Annotated in this window: 9 protein-coding genes and 1 pseudogene; 6 read left to right on the top strand and 4 right to left on the bottom strand. The window is 60.9% G+C overall.

What is annotated here, in order from left to right; genetic code table 11:
* Nucleotides 1-167: 167 nt before the first annotated feature.
* Both A0257_04270 and A0257_04265 read left to right on the top strand, forming a co-directional pair.
* Nucleotides 168-890: a pirin gene (locus A0257_04270; protein ID AMR26394.1), complete on the top strand. Its 723-nt coding sequence runs from the start codon at nt 168-170 to the stop codon at nt 888-890.
* Nucleotides 891-905: 15 nt separating this feature from the next.
* Nucleotides 906-1,607 carry a hypothetical protein gene (locus tag A0257_04265; GenBank protein AMR26393.1) on the top strand — a complete coding sequence of 234 codons (702 nt, stop codon included), beginning with the start codon at nt 906-908 and terminating at the stop codon, nt 1,605-1,607.
* A 286-nt stretch (nt 1,608-1,893) separates the two neighbouring features.
* Here the strand turns inward: A0257_04265 and A0257_04260 are convergent, their stop codons facing one another.
* Both A0257_04260 and A0257_04255 read right to left on the bottom strand, forming a co-directional pair.
* Entirely contained in the window at nt 1,894-2,076 is a 183-nt protein-coding gene (locus A0257_04260; GenBank protein AMR26392.1) for a hypothetical protein, read from the bottom strand.
* A gap of 185 nt (nt 2,077-2,261) precedes the next feature.
* Nucleotides 2,262-3,773, bottom strand: coding sequence for a biotin carboxylase (locus tag A0257_04255; GenBank protein AMR26391.1), 1,512 nt, complete (start codon nt 3,771-3,773; stop codon nt 2,262-2,264).
* A 289-nt stretch (nt 3,774-4,062) separates the two neighbouring features.
* On the opposite strand from A0257_04255, the gene A0257_04250 reads away from it, so the two are divergent.
* A complete protein-coding gene (locus A0257_04250; GenBank protein AMR26390.1) occupies nt 4,063-5,301 on the top strand; it encodes an 8-amino-7-oxononanoate synthase in 1,239 nt (412 codons plus the stop codon).
* A 258-nt stretch (nt 5,302-5,559) separates the two neighbouring features.
* Nucleotides 5,560-5,742, top strand: a pseudogene (locus tag A0257_04245) (histone H1).
* Nucleotides 5,743-5,972: 230 nt separating this feature from the next.
* On the opposite strand, the gene A0257_04240 reads toward A0257_04245, so the two are convergent.
* Nucleotides 5,973-7,277 (bottom strand): tyrosine--tRNA ligase, encoded by a 1,305-nt coding sequence (locus tag A0257_04240; GenBank protein ID AMR29616.1) that lies wholly within the window; start codon nt 7,275-7,277, stop codon nt 5,973-5,975.
* 122 nt (nt 7,278-7,399) lie between these two features.
* Entirely contained in the window at nt 7,400-9,571 is a 2,172-nt protein-coding gene (locus tag A0257_04235) for a dipeptidyl carboxypeptidase (protein AMR26389.1), read from the bottom strand.
* 214 nt (nt 9,572-9,785) lie between these two features.
* Between A0257_04235 and A0257_04230 the strand changes: the two genes are divergently transcribed.
* Together A0257_04230 and A0257_04225 are read left to right on the top strand one after the other, a co-directional pair.
* The gene (locus A0257_04230; protein ID AMR26388.1) at nt 9,786-10,835 is read left to right on the top strand and encodes a DNA polymerase III subunit delta; all 1,050 of its coding nucleotides are present in this window, start codon (nt 9,786-9,788) and stop codon (nt 10,833-10,835) included.
* 216 nt (nt 10,836-11,051) lie between these two features.
* Nucleotides 11,052-11,789 (top strand): hypothetical protein, encoded by a 738-nt coding sequence (locus A0257_04225; GenBank protein AMR26387.1) that lies wholly within the window; start codon nt 11,052-11,054, stop codon nt 11,787-11,789.
* Nucleotides 11,790-11,864: the final 75 nt, after the last annotated feature.

Raw genomic sequence — 11,864 nt, 5'->3', positions numbered from 1 at the left:
ACAACAGCGCTGGAAATTGGATAATAAACGGCAGGCCGTTTGCAACGTATTAACCAGCCCTGGGCTGGATATTCCGGCCAGCGCGGCCTCCATAACTGCCCGGTGGCTGCTGGTGCCATTACCTTGCTCACCACATTCAATTTTTGCTCCTTAACGCTTCCTTCCACATGCTTGCCCCCATTCTCGCCGCCGACCGCCACCACGCCGCCCCTACCGCCTGGCTCAGCTCGTATTTCCTGTTTTCGTTTGCCGATTATTACGACCGGCACAATATGCACTTCGGCCCGTTGCGGGTGTTCAATGACGACACGGTGGCACCGCAAAACGGCTTTCCACAGCACCCGCACTCCGAAATGGAAATTGTGACGCTGGTGCTCGAAGGCGAAGTGAGCCACGAAGACACGATGGGCAACCGCACCGCTATCACGGCTGGCGAGGTGCAGCGCATGACGGCCGGCACCGGTGTGGCCCACAGCGAGATGAACCGCCAGGATAAGCCCCTGCACCTCTACCAGCTCTGGTTTATGCCCAGCCAAAAAGGCCTGGCCCCAAGCTACGAGCAAAAAGATTTGGGCTTTTTGAAAGGCAAAAACAACGAGCTGGTGCCGCTCGTGACCGGCCAGCGCGTGCTGGAAGACGTGGTTTACATGAATTCCAACAGCACCATCTACTGGAGCAACCTGGAGTGTGGCAAGGCGTTGACGTTTAAAACCTTCCCAATCAGACTTACCTTTATTTACGTGAAGCAGGGTAGCATTATGGTCAACGGCACGGAGCTGGGTGCCAATGACCAGGCGCGTATCGACGCCGAAAACGTGCTGGAAATAGAAGCTACCAAGGATGCCCAGTTCATTTTGATAGACCTGCCCGGCAGTGAGGCAAATTATTGAGTAGTAATGTCCGGTATGACCACCCATTTTCCTGATTCTCTGCTACCTGCGCACGATACTGCCCGGCTGCGCACGCTGCACCAGTATCAGATTGTGAACACGACGCCGGAGCAGATTTTTGACGACTACGTGGCCTGGGCGGCGCAGCTTTTTGGCGTGCCCATCTCGCTCATCTCGCTTGTCGATGCCGACTACGTGTGGTTTAAGGCGCTGACCGGGGCCTCGGATATTCCGGGCCTACCGCGCAACGAGAGCATGTGCTCGGCCGCCATTCTGGTTGGCGAGCAGGTAGTAGTGTCTGATTATAAGCCCGAAAGCTGCCGCCTCATCAAGCCCGACGTGGCGCAGGCCATCGGCCTCAATTTTTACGCCGGGGCGGCGCTCATTGCCCAAGACGGGGCCCGCCTGGGCATGTTGGCCATTATTGCCCGCGAGGTCCGCGACTTCACGGCCGCCGAGGCGCACTTGCTCACGCGCCTGGCCCACCTCGTGAGCCAAACCATCGAGCTGCGCTACCACTACCTGGCCACCGACCAGGTGCCCGAGTGGGACGACGCCCAGCAGGAGCTCACCAAAGCCCTGGACGAAAACTCGGCCCTGGCCCGCTACCTCGCCTCGCGCGGCCAGGGCATCGATTTCAGCAATGAAGAAGTAACGCAGCCCCTTATTCGCCGGCTCGAAAGCGTAGCGCAGGTCCTGGAGCGGCGGCTGAAGTAGCACTACTTGCCGGCTGGGGCCGGGGACACTTAAAGAATGTCTGGAACGCCTGGAGCGCCGCCGGATGGTAGATGGCTCGGTGCGTTCCGGCGGGCAGCGGCGCGTAGTGCCACGTAATGGCCGGCCGAAGCCGCACCCATGCTGGCGTGCTTGGTCGGGTAGTTACTGCTGTTACGCGGTTCCTTCGCTAAAGCGCCGCTAGGGGGTAGCGCGATTTTTGTAAATCGCGTCCCCGCGCCGTTACAGCCATTCCAACGGCGCGGGGACGCGATTTACAAAAATCGCGCTACTGTTCACTGCGTAACGTCAGGTAATTAGTGTTCCACCCTAAACTGGGGCCGAAGGCCAGGCAAGTAGGAAATAAATCGTGCTCCAGCAAAAACGTTTCGACCACGAAGAGGCCCGCCAGCGACTCGCTCACGATGGCCGTTTCGGGGGTAGTGCGGTAGCGCTGCCGGATGGCGGGCATCGGTACTCGACCATTGCGCGGGCTGAGAGGTCCTCGCCGGTCTTTTCTTTTAGCACTACGCGCCAGTTGCGGCTGCCATAGTAGTTGGTGGCGTGCGGGCCCTGGTGCAGAATGTGGCGGGCGATATAGTAGTGCATATAAATATATCAGCACCTAGAATGGTAAAAAAATACTTTTAAGAACAGCTACCCTACCCCCAGTCGATTCCTTCGCCACGCCGAAGCCGGCGCGCCCGGCGCTTCGCCCGTGGCTGGGGGGGTAGGGGCCTGCTTTTCGCTCAGCAGCATGGCTACCAGGGCGGCGGCTACCTGGGCGGTGCCCTCGTCGGGCATGGTGGGGGCCAGCACGGCGGCGCTGAAATGGTCGCGCACGAAATTCGTGTCGAAGTTGCCGCTCACGAAGGCCGGGTGCCGGAGCACGAAGGTGCCGAAGGGCAGCGTGGTTTCGATGCCCGTAATCTGGTATTCGGCGATGGCACGCAGCATCCGCGCGATGGCTTCGGCGCGGGTGGCACCGTAGGCTACCAGCTTGGCAATCATGGGGTCGTAGTAAATCGGGATGTCCATGCCCTGCTCAAAGCCATCGTCCACGCGCACGCCGGGACCCTGGGGGCGCACGTAAGTGCTGAGGCGGCCGATGTCGGGCAGGAAGTTATTCTGCGGGTCTTCGGCGTACACGCGCAGCTCCAGGGCGTGGCCGTTGATGGTCAAATCTTCCTGGCGGAAGGGTAGGGGCTGGCCCTCGGCCACCCGAATCTGCTCCTTCACCAGGTCGAGGCCCGTAATCATCTCCGTCACCGGGTGCTCGACTTGCAGGCGGGTGTTCATTTCGAGGAAGTAGAAGCGATGCTGGTCGTCGAGCAAAAACTCCACCGTGCCGGCCCCCGCGTACTGGCAGGCGCGGGCTACTTCCACGGCGCAGCGGCCCATCTCGGCCCGCAGCTCGGGGGTAAGGACCGCCGAGGGCGCTTCCTCAATCACCTTCTGGTGGCGGCGCTGAATGGAGCACTCGCGCTCAAACAGGTGTACGATGTTGCCGTGCTCATCGCCCAAAACCTGAATCTCGATGTGGCGCGGCCCAGTCACGAATTTCTCAATAAACACCGCCCCGTCGCCAAACGCCGACGTGGCCTCGCTCACAGCCAGCTGCATCTGCTCCTCAAACTCATCGACGCTGTGCACCAGGCGCATCCCCTTGCCGCCGCCGCCGGCCGAGGCCTTAATGAGAATTGGAAACCCTACCCCCGCCGCAATCTGCTTAGCCGCCTCCACGTCGGAAATGGCCTCGTCGGTGCCCGGCACCAGCGGAATGTTATAGGCCTTCACCGTTTGCTTGGCCGAGAGCTTATCGCCCATTAGCTCCATCGCCTCGGGGCTGGGGCCCACAAAAATGAGCCCCGCTTCGCGCACGGCGCGGGCAAAGCCGGCATTCTCCGAGAGGAAGCCGTAGCCGGGGTGAATGGCATCGACGCCTAATTCTTTGCAGATTTCAATAATTTTATCGCCCCGCAAATAGCTGTCCTTCGAGGCGGGCGGGCCCACGCACACGGCCTCGTCGGCGTAGCGCACGTGGGGCGAGAGGCGGTCGGCCTCCGAGTAGATGGCCACCGTGGCAATGCCCATTTCGCGGGCCGAGCGCAGCACGCGCAGCGCAATTTCGCCCCGATTGGCAACCAGGAGCTTAGCTATTTTCTTCATGTAGGGGTGGGGAAGGCAGTAGCGCGATTTTTGTAAATCGCGTTTTAAAACGACGGTCGTTGTGGTGGCACTAGGACGCGAACTACAAAGTTCGCGCTACTTAATCGCCACAAAGAAAACCTTAAATCACTTCTCCGGTAATAAAGAAGTAATCCCTATCTTGCGGCTACGCCCAAATTATGTACAACGGCTGCGTAGGCTTATCTTTGTCGTTTAGCTAATCTTAAGACGTGCGCGCCGGCTGGGTTCGCCGCCTTCGCCCTCTTAACCTATTCCCCCCTAGTTTTCAGTGGATATTTTCGACCGCGTTACGGCCAACCGGGGCCCGCTGGGCTCGCACTCGCACTACGCCCACGGCTATTTCACCTTTCCCAAGCTCGAAGGCGAGATTAAACCCCGCATGATTTTTCGCGGGAAAGAGGTGCTGACCTGGAGCCTGAACAACTACCTCGGCCTAGCCAACCACCCCGAAGTGCGGCAGGCTGACCTGGAAGGCGCGGCCGAGTACGGCATGGCCTACCCAATGGGCGCGCGCATTATGAGCGGCAACTCGACTCTGCACGAGCAACTCGAAAATGAGCTGGCCGACTTCGTGAAGAAGCCCGCTGCCCTGCTCCTCAATTTTGGCTACCAAGGGGTAGTAAGCATCATCGACGCGCTGGTGAGCCGCCACGATGCCATCGTGTACGATGCCGAGTCGCACGCCTGCATCATTGATGGCGTGCGCCTGCACCAGGGCAAGCGCTTCGTGTTTCCGCACAACGACATCGAGAACCTCGAAAAGCAGCTGGAGCGCGCCAAGCGCCTCACCGACGAAACCGGCGGCGGCATCCTGGTGATTACCGAAGGCATGTTTGGCATGTCGGGCAACCTCGGTAAGCTGCGCGAAATCGTGAAGCTGAAAGAAAAATATGACTTTCGAATCTTCGTCGATGACGCCCACGGCTTTGGCACGCTGGGCCCCACGGGTGCCGGCACGGCCGAGCATTTGGGCGTGCAGGAGGGCATAGACCTTATTTTTTACACCTTCGCCAAGAGCATGGCCAGCATCGGCGCGTTCGTGGCGGGCCAGGAGGGCGTTATTGAATATTTGCGCTACAACATGCGTAGCCAGATATTCGCCAAATCCCTACCCATGCCCCTGGTGGTGGGTGCCATCAAGCGCCTGGAGCTGATTCGCAACCACCCCGAATACCGCGAAAACCTCTGGACCATCGTGCGCGCCCTGCAAAGCGGCCTGCGCGAAAAAGGCTTCAACATCGGCACCACCGAGTCGCCGGTGACGCCCGTGTTCCTCAACGGCCAGATTCCCGACGCTACGGCCCTGACCTTCGATTTGCGTGAGAATCACGGCCTTTTCTGCTCCATCGTGGTGTATCCGGTGGTGCCCAAGGGCGTAATTATGCTGCGCCTCATCCCCACGGCCGTGCATACACTCGAAGATGTTCGCCAAACAATCACTGCCTTCGAAGCCATTGCCGCCAAGCTCGACAAGGGGCTTTACAGCAAGCAGCCCGCCGCTGCCTAAGAGGCTGATTGCTACCCCGACTACTAGCCCTACACACCCAGTTATCAACGCTGGTTGTGTAGGGTTTTTGTATTTTAAAGGGATGAATGCCAGCTTGAAAATTCACCGAACCGATATTTTTTACTTAAAAACTGCCCTGTGAGGCTAGAAATGGGGTTTTAAAAAAACCAGAAAAAGTTGCTTACGTAGAAAGTCCCTGTATATTAGGGCCGCGTAAGCACAATTCCCCTTTTTCTCACCCATTTTCAACTTTCTTTCATGGCCAACCCATTCAACAAACTGAAGGACCTCGTTACGTCGCTGGAAGACGACTTCGAAAAGTCGTACGACAAGCAAAACGCGGCCGCTGGTACCCGCGTCCGCAAAGGGATGCAGGAGCTTAAGAACATGGCGCAGGAAATTCGCCTGACCGTGCAGAACCAGAAGAACTCGTCGAAAGATGGTGCTGCCGCTGCCCCCGCCGCTAAAAAGGCTGCTCCCGCCGCTGCGAAGAAAGCCGCGCCGGCCGCCGCCAAAAAGGCTGCTCCCGTTGCCAAGAAGAAGTAGTCTGGACCACGGATTCGGCCGGATTTTTCGGATTAATCGGATTTCGTGGACGGCTTTAATTAAAGAGCCCCGCCAATTGGCGGGGCTCTTTGCGTTGTGGGCTGGCCTGCGTTCCGGTCTGTTGGTCAGGTAGTTAATTCTATCAGGAAGTAGTCCTTCTTACCCTTCTTCACCACCAGGTAGCGGTCGAGCAGCAGGGGCATTTCGGCCACTAAGGAATCGGGGGAAGTCGCTTTCTGGCCGTTGATGCTCAGGCCGTTGGCCTGCACCAGCTTGCGCACCTCGCCGCGCGAGGGCAGAATTTTCTTGTCGGTGGCCTCGCTCAGCAGCACGGCGAGGGGTAGGGCCTGCGCCGCGGCGCGGGGCACGCGCAGGTGTGGCACGCCAGCAAACACGTCGAGCAGCGTCGCCTCGTCCAGCGCTGCCAGGTCGCCCTTGCCAAACAGCACCTCGGAAGCCGCCACGGCCGCCTCGCAAGCCGCCTCAGAATGCACCCGGATGGTCACGTCCTTCGCCAGCGCTTTTTGCAAGGCTTTGCGGCCGGGGTTTTGGGCGTGCTCGGCTTCGAGGGCTTCGATTTCGGCCTGGCTGAGCAGGGTGAACACGCGGATGAGCCGGGGCGCGTCCGCATCGGTGCTATTGAGAAAAAACTGGTAGAACTGGTAGGGCGAGGTCAGGGCCGGGTCGAGCCACACCGCGCCGCTCTCACTCTTGCCGTACTTGGTGCCGTCGGCCTTGGTGATGAGCTGGCCGGTGAGGGCGTAAGCTTTGGCCTCGGGGCCGCCCAGGCGACGAATCAGCTCGGTGCCGGTCGTGATGTTGCCCCACTGGTCGCTACCCCCCATTTGCAGGGTGCAGCCCAGCTCCTTATATAAGTGGTAGAAATCGTAGCCTTGCAGCAACTGGTAGCTGAACTCGGTGTAGCTGATGCCCTCCGCGCCCGTCTCCTCGTTGCCGCCCACCCGGCGCTTCACCGAGTCCTTGGCCATCATGTAGTTCACCGTTAGGTGCTTGCCCACGTCGCGCAGAAAGTGCAAATACCCAAAGTCTTTGAACCAGTCGTAGTTATTGACCAGCACCGCGCCGGTGGGCGAGTCGTTGAATTCCAGAAATTTTTCGAGCTGTGCCCGGATGCCTTCCTGGTTGGCGCGCAGGGTAGGCTCGTCGAGCAGGTTGCGCTCGGCGCTCTTGCCGCTGGGGTCGCCAATCATGCCGGTGGCCCCGCCCACCAGGGCCACAGGGCGGTGGCCGGCACGCTGCAAATGCACCAGCAGCATAATGCCGGCCAGGTTGCCGATGTGCAGCGAGGGGGCGGTGGGGTCGAAGCCCACGTAGCCCGATACGGGCCGGGCGGTGGCCAGGTGCTCGGCCGTGCCCGGCATGGCGTCGTGGAGGATACCGCGCCAGGAGAGTTCTTCAAGGAGGTTCAAGCGGAAAATAGCCGGCAAAAGGGTGAAAAGCTGCGCTCGGCCAGCTTAGTGGCTACGCGGCGAAAGGGCAAAGGTAGGCCAGCTCCTAAACTTGCTGGCTGGCTACTAAACTCTGGCAAGCCCTACCGCGAACCGCCGGCTAGCCCCCGGTTTGCCAGCAGCGGCGCAAGGGTGGGGGCGTGGCCGCAGAAGGCGCGGAACAGCTCGCCGTAGGGCCGGGTGTGGCCGCGCGCCAGAATCAAGTCGCGGAAGCGTTGCCCGTTGGCGCGGGTCAGGCCGCCGTGCGCCCGAAACCAGGCGTAGGCGTCGTCGTCCAGCATTTCGGACCAGGCGTAGGCGTAGTAACCCGCGGCGTAGCCATCGGCCCAGATGTGGCGGAAGTAGCTGGAGCGGTAGCGGGGCGGCACCTGGGGCAGGTAAACGTGCGTGTTGCGCAAGGCGGCCGCCTCGAAGCTATCCACGGGCTGGACTGGCTGGCCGGCGGCCAGCGTGTGCCACTGCATATCCAACTCATCGTCGGCGAGGGCTTCCGTGAAGGCGTAGCCCTGGCCGAACGTCGGGGGCCGCGTGAGCCGCGCCAGCAGGGCGGGGGGTAGGGCGGCTTTGGTTTGGAAATGAACGGCGTAGTGCCGGACTACCGCGGGGTAAAAGGCCCAGTGCTCATTGAACTGCGACGGAAATTCCACGAAGTCGCTGGCTACGTTGGCTGCCGACAGGCTGCGGTAGCGCTGGTTGGAAAACAGCCGGTGCAGCGCGTGTCCCGTCTCGTGAAACAGGGTCGTGATGTTGTCCGGGGTCAGCAAAGCCGGCTGGCCGGGCGGGGGCTTGGGGAAATTACACGAGATGTAGACGACCGGCCTGGTGCCCCAGAGGGTCGATTGGTCAACAAAGCTGTTGGACCAGCCGCCCCCGCGCTTATTGTCGCGTTGAAATAAATCGCAGTAGAAAAGTCCCAGGCCCCGGCCGTCCGCCTCCCGGACCTCAAATACGCGCACGTCGGGCTGGTACACGGGCAAGTCGGGGCGCTCGCGGAAAGTAATGCCGTACAGCTGATTGGCCGCGTAGAACAAGCCATTCCGCAGCACGTTATTTAATTCCAAATAGGGTTTTAGCGCGTCGTCCGACAGGCCGGCCGCTTGCCGCTGGCGCAGCTGGCGCGCGTAAAACTGCCAGTCCCAGGGCTGGAGCGGGAAGCCCCCTCTTTGCTGCCTGACCAGGGCCTGAAGCGCGGTGGCTTCCTGGCGGGCTTTAGCCGTGGCGGCCGGCACCAGCTGCCCCAGAAAGGCAGCGACGGCGGCGGGATTCTGCGCCATTTGGGTGCGCAGCTTCCAGGTGGCGTAGTTTTTAAACCCCACCAAGTGAGCCTGGGCCGCCCGCAACGCAGCCAGGCGGGCAATCGTGGTCCGCGTGTCGTTGGAATCTCCCCGCTCGGCGCGGGTCCAGGAGGCAGCAAATACCCGCTGCCGGACGGCCCGATTGGTGAGCGACTGCAATACGGACTGCTGCGTGAAGTTTTCCAGGGGTAGCAGCCAGGTGCCCGCCGCCTGGGGGGCGCGGGCCGGCCGCGCCGCCGCCCGCCGCTCGCTGGCAGACAAGCCCGCGAGGCTGGCCGAGTCGCGCAGCCGCACCGCGCCCGCCGCCGAGGCCGCGCTTACTTTCTGGGAGAAGCGGGCCATCAGGCGGGCTTCCTGCTGGTTGAGTTGTTGGAGCTGCTGCCGGGCCGGGGCGGGCAGGGCGGCTCCGGCCAGCATAAACTGCTGGTGATAATACGTGAGCAGGAACGCCGACTCGGAGTCCAGGGCCAGCTCGCCGCGCCGGGCGTAGACGGCTTCTACCCGCTGAAATAGCTTAGGATTCAAGTAAATAGCGTCCTGGCTAGCCGCCAGTTTCGGGGCCATCACTTCCTGCGTCCGGCGCAGGGTAGGGGTGCTTTGGGCATCGAGCAGTTGGTTGAAAATCAGCGTTACCCGGTTTAGCAAGCGGCCACTGCGCTCCAGGGCGACCAAGGTATTGTCGAAAGTCGGGGCGGCGGGATTGTCCACCAGCCGCGCCAGCTCGGCCCGTTGCTGCCGGAGCCCCGCGGCGAGCGCGGGCCGAAAATCGCGGTCCGTCAGGTGCGCAAAATCCGGGGCCTGGTAGGGTAGGGAGCTGGCAGCCAGCAACGGATTGCCCCGCGCCGGTTGCGGCCGGCCGGCCGTAGTGGCCCGCGCAGCGGGGGCGTCCGGGCTGCCGCACGCCCCCGTAAGGGCCGCCAGGGCTACGGCCAGCGCGCGGGAAAACAAGGAATTAGCCATAGGATAGACAAGAGCCGACGGGTCTCGCGGTGGCGCGAACCTGGTCGGGTGGCTCGCTATACCGTCGCCCAGGTCGAAACGTTACCCGCCGCCAGCGCCAGCGCCCGGACCTCCGGCACGCAGGTCTGCTGCCGAGCGGTTTTATCTTTGCTGACGGGGGCCTGACCCCTGACCCCTGGCGTCAGCCGCCCCTTCACGCAGCCCCCTACCCCTCTTGCAGCAAGATACCGATACCATTCTCAAAGCCGTGGCGCAGCGGCAGTTTCAGCCGGTGTATTTTTTGCAGGGCGAGGAGCCGTATTTCATTGACCTGGTGGCCGATTCGCTCGAAGCTACGGTACTGCCCGAGAGTGAGCGCAGCTTCAACCAGACGGTGCTCTACGGCAAGGATACCGACGTGACGGGCGTGCTGGGCCAGGCCAAGCGCTTCCCGATGATGAGCGCCCACACGGTCGTCATCGTGAAGGAGGCGCAGGCCGTGGCCGACCTGGAGAGCGAGCGGGCCTGGCCGTTTCTGGAAGCCTACCTCAAAAACCCGCCCGCCAGCACCGTGCTGGTTTTCTGCTACAAGCACAAAACCCTTGACTCGCGCAAGAAGCTGGGCAAACTGCTGGCCACCGCGCCCGGCGTGGCCCTGATGACGAGCAAAAAGCTCTACGACAACCAGGTGCCGCAGTGGCTGGGCGGCTACGTGCGCAGCCGCAAGCAGCAGATTACGCCCGGCGCCACGGCCCTGCTGGCCGAATACATTGGAGCGGACCTAAGCCGGCTGGCCAACGAGGTCAATAAGCTGCTGCTCAATGTGAAAGCTGGCCAGGCCATTGATGAGGACCTGGTGCAGCGGTTGGTGGGCATCAGCAAAGAATACAACATTTTTGAGCTGCAACGGGCCCTGGTGCAGCGCGACGTGCTGAAGGCCAACCGCATTCTCACGCACTTCGCCGCCAACCCCAAGGCCAACCCGCTGATTCCCAACCTCACGCTGCTCTTCAACTTTTTCACGCGCCTGCTGATGCTGCACCAGGCCACGAACCCTTCGGACACCGACCTGCAGAAAATGGGCATCAATAAATTTGCCCAAAAGGAATACCAACTGGCCCAGCGCCAGTTCAGCCCCGAGCGCACCATCGACCTCATCCACCTCATTCGAAGGGCCGACGCGCAGAGCAAAGGCATCGAAAGCGGCAGCATGGACGAGGGCGAAATTCTGCGCGAGCTGGTGTGGCTTATTTTGCACCCCGTGCCAGTGGCGGCGGTGGGGTAGGGGCCGCCCCCTACGTTGTTAAACAACTGCAAAGCTGGAAGTTCGCGCGCCGGTCGCAGATGAACGATGCGGAAGGCCAGGGTGATTTTTGAGTCTGAAAACGGCGCTCTACGACCGAATAAGGCCTAAAACACTACGCTTGTCGTACCGGTGGCCTAACACATTGGGTAGAATTACCGTAAAACACCTGTTTTCCATTAATTCGACTCCAACGCAATGAACTTGCCCGAACCTACATCCGATGCTGCCGACAAGGCGAAAGACCTGTATGGCAATGCTTCTGACAAAGCAAAAGACCTGTATGGCAATGCTTCCGATAAAGTAAAAGACCTTTATGAGGAGGCGGCCGACAAAAGCAAAGACCTGCTCGACAAGGTGCCTACCCCCGTCAAAGATGCCGGTGTCAAAACGACCCAGGCTTTCAACAACCTCACTACCACGCAAAAAGTAGTGGGTGGTGCACTGCTGACTGCCGGCCTGGCCTACCTCATAGCCCCCAAGAAAAAAGGCCAGGCCAAGCGCGCTGCCAAAGCGCTGGACGAGTTGCTACTCTTCGTCAATGACCGCATCGAGGGCTATAAGCGCGCCGTGGCTGAAAGCAAAGACGCCCAGCTCAAAAGCTACTACCAGAAGCTGGTGGCCCAAAGCAAGGAATTTGCCGGCACCCTCAACGACTACCTGACCAAAAAAGGGGGCGAGCGCGAAACCGGTACTACGCTGAAAGGCAAACTCTACCGCAAGCTGATGGATGCGCAGGCCGTGGTAACGGCCCGCGACGAAAAAACCATCCTGGCGGCCAACGTCTATGGCGAGCGGTGGGCCATTAAGGCCTACAAAAAAGCCCTGCGCCGCAAAGCCCTAAAAGGCGACATCCGCAAGGCCGTGGAGAAGCAGTTTGCCGAGTCGAAGAAGACCTACAAGAAGCTCAAGGAACTGACGGCTGCCCAAAAATAAGGGGGTAGGGAGTTAGACTCAAAAAAGAGCCCCCGGCGTAATCTCTGGATTTCGCCGGGGGCTCTTTTGCGTGGG

The organism is Hymenobacter psoromatis (genome assembly GCA_001596155.1).
Taxonomy (GTDB): domain Bacteria; phylum Bacteroidota; class Bacteroidia; order Cytophagales; family Hymenobacteraceae; genus Hymenobacter.
The sequence above is the reverse complement of the archived record's forward strand: the minus strand, read 5'-3'. Positions and strand labels throughout refer to the sequence as shown.

Coding starts and splice junctions, on each gene's coding strand:
- A0257_04270 (AMR26394.1), top strand. CDS start 168: ATGCTTGCCCCCATTCTCGCCGCCGACCGCCACCACGCCGCCCCTACC.
- A0257_04265 (AMR26393.1), top strand. CDS start 906: ATGACCACCCATTTTCCTGATTCTCTGCTACCTGCGCACGATACTGCC.
- A0257_04260 (AMR26392.1), bottom strand. CDS start 2,076: ATGCCCGCCATCCGGCAGCGCTACCGCACTACCCCCGAAACGGCCATC.
- A0257_04255 (AMR26391.1), bottom strand. CDS start 3,773: ATGAAGAAAATAGCTAAGCTCCTGGTTGCCAATCGGGGCGAAATTGCG.
- A0257_04235 (AMR26389.1), bottom strand. CDS start 9,571: ATGGCTAATTCCTTGTTTTCCCGCGCGCTGGCCGTAGCCCTGGCGGCC.
- A0257_04225 (AMR26387.1), top strand. CDS start 11,052: ATGAACTTGCCCGAACCTACATCCGATGCTGCCGACAAGGCGAAAGAC.